Source organism: Rhodococcus sp. IEGM 1318 (assembly GCF_033142465.1).
Classification (GTDB): Bacteria; Actinomycetota; Actinomycetes; order Mycobacteriales; family Mycobacteriaceae; genus Rhodococcus_F; species Rhodococcus_F qingshengii_B.
In genome coordinates, this window is the sequence record NZ_JAWLSC010000006.1 from 380,709 (window position 1) to 395,657 (window position 14,949).

At 62.1% G+C, this 14,949-nt stretch carries 17 protein-coding genes; 9 read left to right on the plus strand and 8 right to left on the minus strand.

Annotation, left to right across the window (positions count from 1 at the left end):
* Positions 1-31: 31 nt before the first annotated feature.
* The gene (locus R4P65_RS17125) at positions 32-1,147 is read right to left on the minus strand and encodes an MBL fold metallo-hydrolase (protein WP_317827397.1); all 1,116 of its coding nucleotides are present in this window, start codon (positions 1,145-1,147) and stop codon (positions 32-34) included.
* 62 nt (positions 1,148-1,209) lie between these two features.
* Positions 1,210-1,941: an enoyl-CoA hydratase gene (locus R4P65_RS17130; protein WP_003940192.1), complete on the minus strand. Its 732-nt coding sequence runs from the start codon at positions 1,939-1,941 to the stop codon at positions 1,210-1,212.
* Positions 1,942-2,053: 112 nt separating this feature from the next.
* On the opposite strand from R4P65_RS17130, the gene R4P65_RS17135 reads away from it, so the two are divergent.
* Both R4P65_RS17135 and R4P65_RS17140 read left to right on the plus strand, forming a co-directional pair.
* Entirely contained in the window at positions 2,054-3,157 is a 1,104-nt protein-coding gene (locus R4P65_RS17135) for an NAD(P)-binding domain-containing protein (protein WP_317827398.1), read from the plus strand.
* A complete protein-coding gene (locus tag R4P65_RS17140) occupies positions 3,154-4,596 on the plus strand; it encodes a phospholipase D-like domain-containing protein (RefSeq protein ID WP_317827399.1) in 1,443 nt (480 codons plus the stop codon). Before R4P65_RS17135 ends, R4P65_RS17140 begins: the two co-directional genes overlap by 4 nt.
* Positions 4,597-4,600: 4 nt before the next feature.
* Here the strand turns inward: R4P65_RS17140 and R4P65_RS17145 are convergent, their stop codons facing one another.
* Positions 4,601-5,143, minus strand: a complete 543-nt coding sequence (locus tag R4P65_RS17145) for a hypothetical protein (RefSeq protein ID WP_317827400.1) — start codon at positions 5,141-5,143, stop codon at positions 4,601-4,603.
* Between the two features lie 349 nt (positions 5,144-5,492).
* Here R4P65_RS17145 and R4P65_RS17150 point away from each other — a divergent pair, with 349 nt between their 5' ends.
* From R4P65_RS17150 to R4P65_RS17175, 6 genes are read left to right on the plus strand one after another with little or no spacing between them, the layout of a single operon-like run.
* Entirely contained in the window at positions 5,493-8,273 is a 2,781-nt protein-coding gene (locus tag R4P65_RS17150; RefSeq protein WP_317827401.1) for an ATP-binding protein, read from the plus strand.
* The gene (locus R4P65_RS17155) at positions 8,270-8,686 is read left to right on the plus strand and encodes a roadblock/LC7 domain-containing protein (protein WP_003940329.1); all 417 of its coding nucleotides are present in this window, start codon (positions 8,270-8,272) and stop codon (positions 8,684-8,686) included. The genes R4P65_RS17150 and R4P65_RS17155 overlap by 4 nt, the downstream gene beginning before the upstream one ends.
* A 5-nt stretch (positions 8,687-8,691) precedes the next feature.
* A complete protein-coding gene (locus R4P65_RS17160) occupies positions 8,692-9,066 on the plus strand; it encodes a DUF742 domain-containing protein (protein WP_230814457.1) in 375 nt (124 codons plus the stop codon).
* A complete protein-coding gene (locus R4P65_RS17165; protein WP_230814458.1) occupies positions 9,047-9,634 on the plus strand; it encodes a GTP-binding protein in 588 nt (195 codons plus the stop codon). Before R4P65_RS17160 ends, R4P65_RS17165 begins: the two co-directional genes overlap by 20 nt.
* Before the next feature lie 40 nt (positions 9,635-9,674).
* Positions 9,675-10,469, plus strand: a complete 795-nt coding sequence (locus R4P65_RS17170; RefSeq protein WP_230814459.1) for an MHYT domain-containing protein — start codon at positions 9,675-9,677, stop codon at positions 10,467-10,469.
* Between the two features lie 53 nt (positions 10,470-10,522).
* Positions 10,523-11,065, plus strand: a complete 543-nt coding sequence (locus R4P65_RS17175; RefSeq protein WP_317827402.1) for an AAA family ATPase — start codon at positions 10,523-10,525, stop codon at positions 11,063-11,065.
* A gap of 7 nt (positions 11,066-11,072) precedes the next feature.
* Here the strand turns inward: R4P65_RS17175 and R4P65_RS17180 are convergent, their stop codons facing one another.
* Positions 11,073-11,531 carry a GNAT family N-acetyltransferase gene (locus R4P65_RS17180; protein ID WP_317827403.1) on the minus strand — a complete coding sequence of 153 codons (459 nt, stop codon included), beginning with the start codon at positions 11,529-11,531 and terminating at the stop codon, positions 11,073-11,075.
* A gap of 56 nt (positions 11,532-11,587) precedes the next feature.
* The gene (locus R4P65_RS17185) at positions 11,588-12,175 is read right to left on the minus strand and encodes a helix-turn-helix domain-containing protein (RefSeq protein WP_230814462.1); all 588 of its coding nucleotides are present in this window, start codon (positions 12,173-12,175) and stop codon (positions 11,588-11,590) included.
* A 71-nt stretch (positions 12,176-12,246) separates the two neighbouring features.
* Between R4P65_RS17185 and R4P65_RS17190 the strand changes: the two genes are divergently transcribed.
* Positions 12,247-13,275 carry an NAD(P)/FAD-dependent oxidoreductase gene (locus R4P65_RS17190; protein ID WP_411742553.1) on the plus strand — a complete coding sequence of 343 codons (1,029 nt, stop codon included), beginning with the start codon at positions 12,247-12,249 and terminating at the stop codon, positions 13,273-13,275.
* Between the two features lie 9 nt (positions 13,276-13,284).
* Here the strand turns inward: R4P65_RS17190 and R4P65_RS17195 are convergent, their stop codons facing one another.
* From R4P65_RS17195 to R4P65_RS17205, 3 genes are all read right to left on the minus strand, one after another.
* Positions 13,285-13,704 (minus strand): DUF5313 family protein, encoded by a 420-nt coding sequence (locus R4P65_RS17195; protein WP_042451127.1) that lies wholly within the window; start codon positions 13,702-13,704, stop codon positions 13,285-13,287.
* Positions 13,705-13,759: 55 nt separating this feature from the next.
* A complete protein-coding gene (locus R4P65_RS17200) occupies positions 13,760-14,233 on the minus strand; it encodes a MarR family winged helix-turn-helix transcriptional regulator (RefSeq protein ID WP_019744857.1) in 474 nt (157 codons plus the stop codon).
* A gap of 45 nt (positions 14,234-14,278) precedes the next feature.
* A partial coding sequence (locus R4P65_RS17205) for a cbb3-type cytochrome c oxidase subunit I (RefSeq protein ID WP_317827405.1) occupies positions 14,279-14,949 on the minus strand: 671 nt, incomplete at its 5' end.

The window sequence follows — 14,949 nt, forward strand, 5'->3', positions numbered from 1 at the left end:
GACGAGGGCGGCTTTCGAGCAACTGCCTCGGTCATCCCAGCGGTATCCACCACTTCGACGGCGGTATCGGTGACAACGCGTCGATCCTGCCGCCCGGCATCGGAACCGACACGGTCGTGCCTGCCTCTGCGGCCGACTCGTTGAGGCGAATAATCGGCTCCGACCACGAGTGAAACGCGAGGTTGAAGGTCGCCCAGTGAATCGGGACGAATACACCGCGCGAACCGTCGCCCTTGTTGAGGTCGATGTGCGTCTGCACCGCCTCTTCGGGATTCATGTGAGTGTCCGGCCAGCGCACGTCGTACGCGCCGACGGGGAGAAGCGTCAGATCGAACGGCCCGTACGTTGCACCCAACTGTTCGAATCGGGACGTGTATCCGCTGTCACCGCCGAAGAAGACCCGGTGCTCGGGACCGGCGAACACCCACGACGCCCACTGAGTCGTATTCCGAACAAGACCACGACCGGAGAAGTGACGAGCCTCGGTGCACGTGAGAACCAGGTCGCCGACTTTTGTCGACTCGTCCCAGTCCAATTCCACGATCCGGTTCTCGGGCACCTTCCAGTGCCGCAGGTGAGCCCCGATACCGATCGGCACGACAAACGGAGCAGTCTGGGTACGAGTCAGCGTCTTGACCGTAGCCATGTCGAGATGGTCGTAGTGATCGTGAGAGATGACTATCGCATCTACTGCAGGCAGTTCGGTCAATGCCACCGGAGTGGGGTGCATCCGTGCGGGACCTACTGTGGCCGAGGGTGATACGCGCTCGCTCCACACCGGATCGGCGAGAACACGGCAACCGTCGACCTCGACGAGAACGCTCGAATGGCCATACCACGTCACCGCTGCGTCGCCGGCTACCGCCGGTGCCAGCGGAGTGGCCAACGGAATCGGCTGACGCGGCCGACCCGTCGACCCTCGCGTTGCCATCGACTTGAACATTCCGGCATCAGTGCCGGGCACCAGTGTGCTGCTGGGCTCCGAGTTGTGGAACTGGCGGTCCCGATATCGCGGAGACATCGCCGCATACGGTTGCACCGTGTTTCGCGATGCCCCGATCTGCGTCGGGATTCCCCATGCGGCTCGCGCCACCCACCCCGTCGCCGCGGCAACAGCAGCAACTCCGAGAACCGTCGTCTTCTTCATTCAGACGAGCGTAGCCACTATCCGTCCTGCGTGCCCGGCGCCTGTTTACCCTGCAACAGGCTTTACTTGCCCTTGAATACGGGAGGGCGGTTCTCGATGCGGGCAGCGCGGGCTTCCTGGACGTCCTCGCTGAGCCAGGCGGCGTGAAGAGCGTCGAGCTGCTCGGGAGACTGCTCCTCCATGGTGCCGTCGTCGTTGAGGACCATCTTCATGTGCCGCAACGACAGCGGTGCGAGATTGGCGATGCGGTGTGCCCATTCCTGGGCGTCGTCGAGGGTGCCGATTTTGTTGGCGAGGCCCCGAGTGAAGGCTTCCTCAGCGCCGATCTGTTCGATACCGAGCAGGATGGTGCGCGCGGGACCGCCGCCGACCAGCGACGCGAGCCGACGCATCGTCCACTTGTCCACCGAGACACCGAGGGTGGCTGCCGGGATTCCGAAACGAGCGCTCGGCGCCACGACGCGCAGATCCGACGCGATGGCCAGCTGCGTCCCGGCACCGATGGCCGGACCGTTGACGGCAGCGATGACCGGGATGGGCGCCGTGTCGATAGAGCGAAGCATCTCGAACAGGCGATCGGTGAAGCCCTCCATGTAGACGTCGCCGGAGAGATCTGCCCCTGCGCAGAATGCCGATCCTTCACCGGTGATGACGACGACGTGCGCATGCTCGGCGACTGCTGCGTTCATCGCGTCCCGAATCGCAATGCAGAGTTCCGCGCTGAGTGCATTGCGACGCTCGTGACGCTGCAACTCGATGGTCACGACGTTGCCGTCACGGGAGAACCCGATCATGTCCGCTCACTTTCGTTTCTGGAAGGCTCGACACAGGGATGTTCCGAGGCGCCGATACCGTCCGCATACTTCTCTGCAGCTAAGTTCTGTACATCAGGAGGTTAGATTACCGATGAGTACAGACGACCTTGCCTCACAGGAACCGCACCCGGTTGACGTGGTGGTGATCGGCGCCGGACAGGCCGGACTCTCCGCCGCGTACTACCTGCGCAAGTTCGGAATCGAACCCGAATCGGGTTTCGTGGTGCTCGATCATGCGTCCGGGCCGGGCGGGGCGTGGCAGTTCCGCTGGCCGAGCCTGACACTGAGCACCGTCAACGGTGTGCATGATCTCCCGGGAATGTCCTTCGCGGAAACCACCGGCACCGACGCGGAACAGGTGCCTGCATCCGTCGCGGTCCCCCACTACTTCGAACTGTACGAAAAGCAATTCGAACTTCCCGTCCACCGCCCGGTGCACACACGAGTGGTGTGCCCGAGGGAAGAGCGACTGCGGATCGAGACCGACCACGGAGTGTTCGCGGCGCGAGGCTTGATCAATGCGACAGGAACCTGGGAGCGGCCCTTCATCCCCCACTATCGCGGGGCCGAATCATTTCGTGGCCGACAACTCCACACGAAGGACTATCGAACCGCCGCGGAGTTCGAGGGCAAACATGTGGTCGTGGTCGGCGGCGGTATCTCGGCCGTCCAACTGCTCGACGAGATCTCACGCGTCACGACGACTACCTGGGTGACGCGTCGTGAACCGGAGTTCCGCGACGAGCCGTTCACTCCGGACATCGGCCGCGCCGCGGTTGCCATGGTCGAGGATCGTGTACGACGCGGTCTGCCTCCGGGATCCGTCGTTTCAGTGACCGGTCTCCCGGTGACACCGGCCATCCGCGCAGCGCGAGAGCGCGGTGTCATGAATCGACTCCCGATGTTCTCCGAAATCCTTCCGAACGGCGTGAAGTGGGCCGACGGTACTGTCATCGATGCCGATGCGATCCTGTGGTGCACCGGTTTTCGCAGCTCACTCGATCACCTGGCACCTCTGCACCTGCGAGGACCAGGTGGCGGAATACCGATGACCGGACGCCTCGCCACGCAGATCGAAGCCGACCCTCGCGTGCATCTGGTGGGATACGGGCCGTCGTCGTCGACGATCGGAGCCAACCGCGCCGGCCAGGCGGCCGCCCGCGAACTGACGTCTTACCTGGGAATCGGCGAATGAACAGAATTCTTGTTCCGGGCGAAACCTGCTGGCGCATCGAGCCGGCCGACAATCTGGCCTGCATCGTCGACGCCGATGACTACTTTCATCACGCGAAGTCCGCAATGCTGCAAGCCGAGAAGCGAATCATGTTGATCGGCTGGGATTTCGACACGCGCATCAAACTCGAGCCAGGCAAGCAGACGCTCGACGGCCCCAACCGATTGGGGATGTTCCTCCGCTGGCTCGTCCGCGAGAAAACCGATCTCGAAATCCTCGTACTCAAATGGAACATCGGCGCCTTCACCGCAATTGGGCGCGGCATGACTCCCGTCTTCGTGTCCAACTGGTTGACCGACGAGCGTCTTCGGTTCGAGATCGACGGCGCCCATCCAGTGGGCGCGGCGCACCATCAGAAGATCATCGTCATCGACGACGCTCTGGCGTTCTGCGGCGGCATCGACATGACGGTGGACCGCTGGGACACCTCGGATCACGTCGACCGAAACGATTACCGGATCACTCCGAGCGGAAGGCGTTACGGCCCCTGGCATGACGCGACCACGGCGGTCGACGGCAATGCGGCGGCGGCCATCGGCGAATTGGCGCGGGCACGCTGGAAATCCGCAACCGGCGAGGATCTGACACCGGTCGAGAGCACTGCGACTCCGTGGCCCGTGAATCTGGCGCCCACCTTGCGGGTTGTCGACGTAGCCGTCGCCAGAACGCTGCCGGAACTCGGCGAACGCATCGAGGTACGCGAGATCGAGGCGCTCTATCTCGCGGCCATCGCCGGGGCCGAACACACGCTGTACATCGAAAGCCAGTACCTCGCCTCACGCACGCTGGCAGAGGCGATTGCCGCGCGCCTGCGTGAGGACGACGGACCGGAGATCGTTCTGGTCATTCCGCGCAATGCCGACGGATGGCTGGAACAAAAGGCGATGGACGGAGCGCGCCACGACCTGTTGCATCTGCTGTGGTCCGCCGATATCCATGATCGGTTCGGTGCGTTTTATCCCGTGACCTGTTCTGGCGCACCTATTTACGTACACGCCAAGGTTCTCGTGATGGACGATCGCCTCCTGCGAATCGGGTCGTCGAACCTCAACAACCGTTCGATGGGCTTCGATACGGAGTGTGACATCGCCGTCGAATCCGACGACGACGCGGACGTCGAGTTGCGGGCCTCGATCATCGGTTTGAGGCGCCGTCTACTCAGCGAGCACCTCGACGTCACCGAGGAAGAAGTCGACGACGCGTTGGGTGAGCAGTCACTGTTGTCGACGGTTCGCGCTCTCTCGACCTCCGACGCCCGCAGTCTGCGCGAATTCGACCGGAACACAGTGGACGGCGAAGACCACGTGCTCGCTGAAAACGCGCTGATGGATCCCGAGCGCACGCCGCCCAGACTGAGCGACCGAATCGAGGGATTCCGTCGTCTGCTCGGTAAACGCTGAGACACTAGAACACGCGCACACAGTGCCCGGTTGCCAGCGCGAGTTCGACGAGCGATTCGGCCTGAACACTCGGGATCAGCACCACGAGAAAGGTATCGCTGTCGCTGTCGAGCCAGGCAACGGAAACTCCTGACACGGCGATGTTGGCGCCGACGCCGGCAAGAAGCGTTTCGAGGCCAGCGGTGCGGTCATAGGCTGCGCCAAGCTCGTCCGCCCATTTCCATGAGTGGGCCGCTCCGAGTGCAGACTTCAGCTGTCGCAGTCGACCGAGAACCTCGGCAGCGTCCTCGTTCCAGTCCACCCAGACCAGGAGTTCTTGTTCGTGCAATGCGTCGACGAGAGCAAACCATGCCATTTCCGGGTGCGGCTTCTCGAGCGTCTGTAAGTACAGTTCGTTCTGTACCTCGACATACCGTTCCGGGTAGTCGATTGCGAGAGTCACACGATCGATGACGGCGGGGCTGTCAGGTGCGAGCAGTTCGGCGATCGCACGCAACGCGTCGCGAGCAGGTCCACCCACTATGGCTCCAAGGTTCGATTCGGTCATCGGTGCGGTTACCACAGTCTGACATGCGAGTGCGCCTTGTTCGGACGTGTCTCGAGTCGGGACACGAGCCAGATGCTTACCGCGAGTTCCACCGATTCCCGAGCAGCGCTGCTCGCCAAGCTACCAAATTGGACTATCCGGCTATCCCATTCGCCGCACTTGTCCGTTTACCCTTTCACCTGGCCTTACAATCCGGATATAGTCATCGGCGATCCAAGAATCCAACTGGTATGTAGCGAGTCAGCGAACAGTCTGTTACCGTTCAGCTAACTACTCCTTCTGGTCAAACCGGATCGAAGGGGTTCGGGCAATGACCCACGGGGGTTGACGTGAAGGGGCCATGTTCCGCATGAAACACGATTCACACACGACAACCTCTTGGTGGTCGATCGGCGAATGGCGCCTGGGCTGGAAAGTCATCGCCGTTCTCGCATTGCCGATGATCGTCGCCGTTGTCCTCGGCGCGCTTCGAGTTCAGACAGAGCTCGAAGAAGCCGCACAGCTGAGTTCCTCGTCCGAGCGTGCCCTCGCAGTGCCCGCCGCGATCAACCTCGAATCCGCGCTGTACGAACTCGCCGAAGCCGCATCGGCACGCACTGACACCGGCCCGGCAACACAAGCAGTTTCGGACGCAATGGACCAACTGGTCGACGCCGCGCGCGCGTTCCAGTCCGACGACGACCTCAACGACCAAGTAACTTCGGCGCTCGCCGAGAGCCGTTCCATCACCGAGGAGATCGCCGCCGGCGCGGTGGCTCCCGCACGCTTGGTTTCGCGGGTCGGCGAAGTCTCGCGCGCGCTCTCGAACACCTTCACCAGCGTCGTCGAGCATTCTCAGCGTCCGGCGCTGCGCGAAGAGGGTGGCCGACTCTCGGCACTCTGGGATGCGCGACGAGCGCTTGCCGAACAACGAATCCTCTTCGGCTCAGGTGATCCGGACCAGCAGGCTCGTACGTCGATGGTCAGTGCTGCCGGTGCCGAACTGGTCGCTCTGAACAACATTCTGGCCATCGACGGGAGTAACGACACCGTCCAGACCCTCAGCAACTCTGCTCAGAACCGGATCAACGCCCTCGGATCAACTCCGTCGACCTCTCCTCTGGGGAGCCGCGTGGGCGCCGATCTGAAATCCGGAAACGACCAGTACAACAGCCTGACCGACACCACCGTCACCGAGTTCGGCGACACCGTCACCGCTGAATCCAATGCAGCACGAACCGCAGCACTTCGTGACACTGCAATTGTGCTCGGCGCGGTCCTGCTGGCACTGGCCATCGCCCTCGTCATCAGCCGATCGCTCATCGATCCGATCCGCCGGTTGCGATTTGCCGCATTGCAGGCAGCACGACGCGGACTTCCCGACGCGATCGAACGAATTCGCGCAGGTGCAAGTACCGACGAGCTCGACTTCGCCCGTGTCCCGATCCGCACCCACGAGGAAATCGGCGAGCTTGCGCGCGCGGTGGACGACATGCACGGTCAGGCCATCACGCTTGCCGGCGAGCAGGCCACCCTGCGGCGCCAGGTCAACGACATGTTCGAAACGCTGTCGAGGCGTAACAAGTCCCTCGTCGACCAGCAACTCGGTTTGATCGAACAGTTGGAGCAGGACGAAGACGACCCGCGTCGCCTCGAGAATCTGTTCCGGCTCGATCACATCGCCGCGAGAATGCGTCGAAACGGCGACAACTTGCTGGTTCTCGCCGGAACCGATGTACGCCGCGCCAGGACCGCCCCCGTCGCTCTCGGCGATACCCTTCGCGCCGCGGTATCCGGCGTCGAGGAGTATCGACGCGTCGAACTTGGGCAGATCCCGCCCGGCGTCGTCACCGGTCATGCTGCCCCGGACGTCGTTCACCTCATCGCTGAGCTGCTCGACAATTCTCTGCGGTACTCCCCACCGGAGACCACGGTGTCTATCAACGCTGCCCGCACTGTCGACGGCTCCATGATCGTCGAGATCGCAGATCTGGGTATCGGCATGTCGCCTGCCGATATCCTCGATGCCAACGAGCGCCTCGCCGCCGGCGGCGAGATGAGCGCGGATACAGCGCGTCGCATGGGTTTGTTCGTCGTGAGCCGAATCAGCCGTCGCTACAACATCTCTGTGCGCCTGCGCCCGACGGCAACGTCGTCGACGCACAGCGGCATCACCGCAACGGTGCTCCTACCGACGTCGATACTCGATTCTTCTCGGGGACCCGAGATCCGCACGCCGCGAACCGGACCCGTTCCCACGCTCGATCGGACTCCCCCTCCCACACCGCCTGCACCGTCATGGTCACAGCCCGTCCCGACCGAATCCGCACCCCCGCAGCCTGCGACCAGAAGTTTCACTGATCTCCCGCGTCGGACGCCCAGTAACAGTACCGATCGGACTGAGACGTTCGCCCCGATCACACCGCAATCGACGCCGACGGCAACAGCGCCTTCGGGGTTACCACGTCGCACCCCGGGCACAAGTGGAGTACCGGCGGTCAGTACCTCGACACCAACCACTCCAGCACCCGCTACGTCGGTGTCGTCCTTCGCTCCTCTGCCCGATCCCGAAGGCTCAAGCGCATCGACGCCCCTTCCCGTTCGTATCCCGCCGCCGCCGCGGCACCGGCTCTCAGCCCCGACGCCGACAAATACTGCGGCGTTCTTCTCGTCGCGTACCCGTGACGGGCTCTCTGCTCGTGAATCGGCGCGCGCTGACGGCGCGGGCGACGGCAGCTCGAACGGCGCTCCCACTGCCCCGACCACGATGCCGATTTTCGCCCGGATGGTGTCGGAGTGGCTCGTGGATCCGACGGCGGAGACTTCAGCGGCTTCCACCGGCAGTTCGTGGACCACCGACGCGGATCAAGGCTGGCTGGCCGCTCGGACGTCGTTCGAAATGCCGGTTACCAAGATCGCCGATTCCGGACTTCCTATCCGAGACCGCGGAGCCCGCCTGGTTCCTGGTGCCGTCGGCGGGGGCGGTACGACACAGCGCCATGCATCCAATCCGGAGGACGTCCAACTTGGTTGGAGCAGTTACCAATCCGGAGTACAACGAGGGCGTCGGCATGCCGCCACCCACCAGTTCGATGGCGGACAGTCTTTCGAAGCGTCCACGATGTTGCACAACGATGAAGGAGAACAGTGAACACTGTCGGAGCCCAAGAGACTCCCCGCGCACTCGACTGGCTGGTTTCGGCTTTTGCCCGAGACGTGCCGGGTGTGAGTCACGCGATCATCGTCTCAGCCGACGGCTTGTTGACGGCCTCGAGCACACACCTTCCGCTCGACCGGGCGGATCAATTAGCCGCTGTCACTTCCGGACTAGCCAGCCTGTCCGCGGGTGCATCACGCCTCTTCGACGGCGGGGCTGTCATGCAGTCCGTCGTCGAGATGGAGAACGGCTACCTGCTTCTCATGGGCGTCGGTAGTGGCGCTTACCTTGCCGCACTCGCTGTCGCCGGATGCGACATCGGCCAGATCGGTTACGAAATGGCGACTCTCGTCGATCGCGTCGGGACCACCATGGACATTGCCCCGCGAACATCGCAGGGTATTTGAGTTCGATGCCTCGCCATCAATCCGAGCACGACGACGCCGCACCCAGCTTGGTCCGGCCCTACGCGCTCACGGAAGGTCGGACCCTGCCGTCCATCGACCTCCCGCTCGAAGCGATCATCGCGACGATCGAAGACGTGGACTCGAACAATCTTGCACCGCAAGATATTCGTGCATCGATCGTCGCACTCTGCGAGCAGCGGATCTCGATTGCCGAGATCGCTGCCCACCTGGGTGTTCCGATCGGAGTCGTGCGGGTACTGGTCGCCGACCTCGTAGTAGCCGGATCACTGGAAATACATGCCACTCTGCGAAGCGACGCATCTCGAGTCGAGCGACGCGAACTGATCGAAAGGACCCTCAGTGGACTTCGGGCACTCTGACTCATCGTCTCGCGTGAAATCGACAAAAATCGTGATCGCCGGGGGTTTCGGTGTTGGCAAGACAACGCTTGTGGAAACTGTCTCCGAAATCGTCCCCCTTCGCACGGAGGCTATGGTCACCGGCGCCAGCGACGGGATCGACAATCTCGGTTCCACTCCCGACAAGAGCACCACGACGGTCGCGATGGACTTCGGGCGCATCACTCTCGCCGACGACCTGGTCCTCTATCTGTTCGGAACCCCGGGACAGCGCCGATTCTGGTTCATGTGGGACGACCTCATCACCGGTGCGATCGGTGCGGTCATTCTGGTCGACACACGTCGCCTGGAAGACAGCTTCGCCGCAGTCGACTTCTTCGAGGCGCGAGGCCTCCCGTTCATCGTGGCGGTCAACCGCTTCGACGGCGCACCAATCCATTCGGCGAGCGATCTCCGCCAGGCGTTAGCTCTACCCAACCGCGTTCCCATGATCGAGATCGACGCCCGAAACCGCGAATCGGCCAAACGCGCGCTGATCGCCGTCACCGAGTACTCCCTCGAACGACTTGCAGCTGAAGCAGTCGTCTAGATGAATCACCAGATGCGAATCGTCGCCGAAAGGAACTGGCATGTCGGATGAAATGCACCATTTCTCGATGGGAATCTGGCTGCTCGGGCTCGCCTACGTCGTGTCCGTGGTCGGGTCGGTAGTCGGCCTGGCGTGCACCAGGCATTCAGCGTCGGCGACGACAACCGCCACACGCATGCGATGGCTCGCTATGGCTGCCTTGTCGATCGGTGGCGTCGCCATCTGGCTGATGCATTTCATCGCCATGCTCGGCTTCGCAGTCCCCGGCAGTCCGATTCGATACAACCTCGGATGGACCGTGATCTCCGCGATCATCTCGGTAGGGGCCGTGTTTGTCGGCCTGCTGATCATTGGGACCGAATTTCGCTGGACGCGGCTTCTGATCGGGGGCGTGGTGACCGGTCTCGCCGTGAACATCATGCATTACACGGGTATGCGCGCCTTGCGCTTTCAGGGCGAGGTCCACTACGACCTGATCTTCGTTGCATTGTCGGTTCTCATCGCAGTCGTCGCCGGAACCGCTGCACTGTGGTTCACCATGGTGCTCGAGTCCACGATTCTCCGTTTTGTCGCCGGAATCATCATGGGTGTCGCCGTCGTCGGTATGCACTACACCGGAATGGCCGCGGTCGAGGTTGTTCACGACGCGGCAGCCCAGGCGCCGCAGGGACTCGAAGTATTCTCATTCCTCTTCCCTGTCTTCGTTCTCGGCCTGCTGGCGTTGGCAGTTCCGATTGTCGCAGTGCTGACAGCACCCAACCGTGCGACGGCACGAATGGAATCCGCCGCCGACGATCTGGCGTTCGAAGCACGAGAATTCGCGATCTCGAGCTGAGCAGAGTACGAGGCGAGTTTATGTAAATCGACGACGCCCCGTACATTTCAGGGATGGCGGATGCCGGACACAACCCCCACCCATCGACCCGCGCAACGCTGGTCGTGATCGGTGGTTTGCCGGCCACCGGCAAGTCGACGATCGCGCGGGCGCTTGCTCAGCATCACAAGATTCCCTACGTGCGGATCGATACCATCGAACAGTCGCTGATCCGCAGCGGTATCGCTGATGTATCCGGGACCGCTGGATACATCACCGGGTACACGCTTGCCGCCGAACAATTGCGACTGGGACTCTCGGTCGTGGTCGAATGCGTCAACCCAGTCGAGGCGACACGAGACGCCTGGTCCGCTACCGCACAACATAATTCGGCGCGCTTGCTCAGTGTCGAGGTCATCTGTTCGGATCCCGACGAGCATCGCAGACGCGCTGAACGGCGAGTGGTCGACATCCCGGATCTTGTACTACCTACGTGGCAGGAAATTCTGGATCGAGACTACGAGCCGTGGACCACGGAACGGCTGGTGCTCGACACCGCAATCATGGACTCCGACAGTGCAGTACGACGTATCACTGCCAGAATGTTCACCGAATGAGAGCTGCTTACAGGGCGAGAACGAAGAATGCACTGTTCGGATCTTCGCGGTAATTCGCGAACGGTGGACACGGCATGAACCCGAATTTCGCGTACAACCGCCGAGCTGGATCGAAGTAGTCCTGTGTGCCGGTCTCCAATTCGAGTTGCCGGTAACCTCGTTGTCTCGACGCGTCCACGACGTGTTGAAGAAGTCGCGTTCCCACGCCACGCCCCCTTGCTGCCGATGACGTTCGCATCGACTTGATCTCGCCGCCGGTCGACGACCGTTCCTTGAGTGCTACGCAACCGAGTAGCTCGTCAACTTCGCTCCACAGCGTCCACATGGTCACGGAGCTATCCCTCAGCCCGGTGATGTCCAGCGCGTGAACACTGTCCGCGGGCGAGGTCGCATGCATGTCCGCGAGGTGCTCGGCCAGTAGAGCCAGGACCGCGTCCCGACTCAGGTCGTCAGTTTCGATTCGCACAGATCCTCACTGTTCTCTTCGCCTCCGGCAGCATCGAATGAAAGTATGACTGTCCGTCACTTCGCCGAAGGCTTGGCCCGAACGTGAATGCGTTCTCCTTGTGGGCCGAACAGACTCAGCACTTCGACCGGGCCTTTGCCGTCACTGCCGAACCAATGCGGATTTCGGGTGTCGAATTCAGCAGCTTCACCCGTTCCCATCACGATGTCGTGATCGGCCAACACCAATCTCAGCTTCCCCGACAACACGTACAGCCATTCATAGCCGTCATGCACCTGCGGGTTGGGCTCGGTCTGGTTTGCCGGGATGGTCATCTTGAATGCCTGCAGCCCACCCGGTTGCCGAGTCAGCGGCAAGACCGTTCGCCCACTGACGCTTCGAGGCGCACTCTGGATACGTGGATCGGCGACCTGTGGCGCCGCCACCAACTGGTCCAACGGCACTTGGTGGGCGAGCGCGATCGGAAGCAGCAACTCCAAACTCGGGCGACGCTCCCCCGCTTCGAGCCTCGACAGGGTGCTCTTCGAAATACCGGTGGACTCGGACAGTGCTGTGAGCGTGACGTTCCTCTGTGTACGAATGCGTTTGAGGCGCGCGCCGATCTGCGAGATGGCGGCATCGATGTGCGGACCGTTGACATTCATGGTCCGAGTCTGACGACGATTCCCAGAAATGGCAACAATAGTTGCTGAACGATCTCGTCCGCGAGCAACCTGTGCTCATGCGAACACAGACTGAAACACAGGTCCTCGACACCGTGATCGTCGGTGGTGGAGCCGCCGGACTCAGCGCAGCCCTGGTGTTGGGTCGTGCTCGGCGCTCGGTCGCCGTCATCGATTCCGGCAAGCCGCGCAACGCACCGGCGGCACACATGCACGGCTTCCTCTCGCGGGACGGCATGGCGCCAGGTGAGTTGCTCACCGTCGGGCGCAGCGAATTACAGACGTACGGAGTGGAATTCAAACGCGATGAGGTAGTCGACATCTCCTGGCGCGGTATCGAACCCGGCTTTGCCGTCGAACTGTCGGGAGGCAGGACGCTCGAAACTCGCACTGTGCTGGTTACCACCGGCCTACGGGATTCACTCCCGGAAATTCCAGGCATCCAAGAGCTTTGGGGACAAAGTGTGCTCCATTGCCCGTACTGCCATGCGTACGAGATCAGCGACCAACCAATCGGCATTCTCGGCGGCGACGCTCGCGAAATGTCACTTCACCAGGCGTTTCTACTCCGACAGTGGTCGCCGGATGTGACGTTCTTCCCCCACAAGATCTCGCTCACCCCCGACGAACGCGCACGACTGGCTGCGCGAGGGGTGACGGTCGCAGACGGATCAGTTACCGGATTGGTCTGCGAGAGAGAGCAACTGAAAGGCGTCGAACTCGACAACGGCCAGTTGGTTGCGCGCTCAGCACTGTTCGTTGCGCCGCGTTTCGTTCCGAACGACGCACATCTGACGCACCTCGGCTGCAAAACCAGCCCCACGGGATTCGTGGCTGTCGATCATTTCGGCGCCACCAGTGTTCCCGGTGTCTGGGGCGCTGGCAATGTCGTCGACCCTCGCGCGCAGGTAATCAATGCTGCAGCTGCAGGTTCAAGCGCGGCGATCGCGATCAACGGATACCTGGTCGAGCAGGACGTCGAATCGGCTCTTCGTTCGTCCGAGCCTGCGGGTGGTTTCCCGGCGGTCATGGAGCAACGTGTCTGCGAAATGAACGGCGGCAGTACCCTCCACGGCTTCTGACCGAGGCGTCTAGGTCGCGGGGCCGCCGTGCAACTTCTCGTAGGCGGCCTTTTCGGCGTCGTGGCGCGAGATCTTCTTCGGGTTCTCGAGGTCGGAAGGCAAACCGTGACGCTCCAGGCGACGCGACCTGTTCTGAGCCATGTACGAGACCGAATAAAACAGTGCCAGAAGCACTCCGAGCAGCACCATCGATGCCCGCAGGGCCCACGGCCCGGGGAAGAGCATGAAGGCCGCGAACACTGGAATGAACGGCACCATGCTTCGGATCAGGTGACGCGGCACGGCCCAGTCACCGATCAGGTCGTTTCGCACCCAGTCCTGCATGGAATCGGGCAGCTTGCGCCCCACTGAATAACCCAACCATTGAAGAGGATTCGGGCTCGTACGTTGCTTTTTGGAAGTCACGGAAGTCACCTGTTCGGTACGCATCGACGGTACTGACGCAGTCATCACGTTTCTTTCGGATGCAGTCATCACATTTCTCTCATTGATCCAAGGCTCCGGCGCGGAGCGCGGCCTCGTTGACCCGCGTCAGAACGTTGTGGAGTTCTTCGAGTTCGGCGAGGCTGACGCCGAGCTTCGCGACAACCGCCGGCGGGATCTTCTCCGCCTCGTCGCGCAGTGCCACACCAGCTTCGGTGAGGTCCACGTCCAGTTGACGTTCGTCGGCGCGGCTACGGGTTCGCGTGATCAGCCCGGACGCCTCGAGTCGCTTGAGGAGCGGCGACAGCGTCGGCGAATCGAGTTGCAGTGCCTGCCCGATTTCCTTGACCGCCATCGGCGATTTTCCCCACAGTGCCAGCATCACCAGGTACTGGGGATGCGTGAGGCCCATCGGCTCGAGCAGTGGCCGGTAGACGGACAGCACCGCCCGGTTCGCGACCGCAAGTGCAAAGCACACCTGCCGGTCGAGAGCCAGCGGATCGTCCATCTGCGTCTGCGGAGCCTTCGTCGTCATGAATCCGATGTTATCAGATTAATTAGTGCAGCAACTATTATTGCACTAATCAATCTGGCGATGATCGTCACTCTTCTCCAACGTCGACGTGGGTTGCCCGGTGAGACCCACGTGCGCTTCTGCCCTCATTCGCTCCACCATGTGCGGGTAGTGCAGCTCGAACGCCGGACGCTCACTGCGGATGCGCGGCAACTCGGTGAAGTTGTGACGCGGCGGCGGGCAGGTGGTCGCCCACTCCAGTGAGTTTCCGTAGCCCCACGGATCGTCGACGGTGACCACTTCGCCGTAGCGGTAACTCTTGAAGACGTTCCAGATGAACGGAAGCGTCGAGGCACCGAGTACGAAAGCGAAGATCGTGGACACCGAGTTCAGAACCGTGAATCCGTCCGAGGGCAAGTAGTCGGCGTAACGGCGCGGCATCCCCTCGCCACCGAGCCAGTGCTGGACGAGGAACGTGCCGTGGAAACCGACGAACGTGGTCCAGAAGTGCCACTTGCCGAGGCGCTCGTCCATCATGCGACCGGTCATCTTCGGGAACCAGAAGTAGATACCGGCGTACGTGGCGAACACGACCGTACCGAAGACCACGTAGTGGAAGTGGGCGACGACAAAATAGGTGTCGGTGACATGGAAGTCGATCGGCGGGCTCGCGAGGATGACGCCAGACAGACCGCCGAAGAGGAAGGTGATCAGGAAGCCGACCGAGAACAGCATCG

Excerpts from the sequence above, each read along its gene's own strand:
- R4P65_RS17135 (WP_317827398.1), top strand. The coding sequence starts at position 2,054 with ATGAGTACAGACGACCTTGCCTCACAGGAACCGCACCCGGTTGACGTG.
- R4P65_RS17140 (WP_317827399.1), top strand. The coding sequence starts at position 3,154 with ATGAACAGAATTCTTGTTCCGGGCGAAACCTGCTGGCGCATCGAGCCG.
- R4P65_RS17195 (WP_042451127.1), bottom strand. The coding sequence starts at position 13,704 with ATGCGTACCGAACAGGTGACTTCCGTGACTTCCAAAAAGCAACGTACG.
- R4P65_RS17185 (WP_230814462.1), bottom strand. The coding sequence starts at position 12,175 with ATGAATGTCAACGGTCCGCACATCGATGCCGCCATCTCGCAGATCGGC.
- R4P65_RS17130 (WP_003940192.1), bottom strand. The coding sequence starts at position 1,941 with ATGATCGGGTTCTCCCGTGACGGCAACGTCGTGACCATCGAGTTGCAG.
- R4P65_RS17145 (WP_317827400.1), bottom strand. The coding sequence starts at position 5,143 with ATGACCGAATCGAACCTTGGAGCCATAGTGGGTGGACCTGCTCGCGAC.
- R4P65_RS17160 (WP_230814457.1), top strand. The coding sequence starts at position 8,692 with ATGCCTCGCCATCAATCCGAGCACGACGACGCCGCACCCAGCTTGGTC.
- R4P65_RS17170 (WP_230814459.1), top strand. The coding sequence starts at position 9,675 with ATGTCGGATGAAATGCACCATTTCTCGATGGGAATCTGGCTGCTCGGG.
- R4P65_RS17125 (WP_317827397.1), bottom strand. The coding sequence starts at position 1,147 with ATGAAGAAGACGACGGTTCTCGGAGTTGCTGCTGTTGCCGCGGCGACG.
- R4P65_RS17175 (WP_317827402.1), top strand. The coding sequence starts at position 10,523 with ATGGCGGATGCCGGACACAACCCCCACCCATCGACCCGCGCAACGCTG.
- R4P65_RS17150 (WP_317827401.1), top strand. The coding sequence starts at position 5,493 with ATGAAACACGATTCACACACGACAACCTCTTGGTGGTCGATCGGCGAA.
- R4P65_RS17200 (WP_019744857.1), bottom strand. The coding sequence starts at position 14,233 with ATGACGACGAAGGCTCCGCAGACGCAGATGGACGATCCGCTGGCTCTC.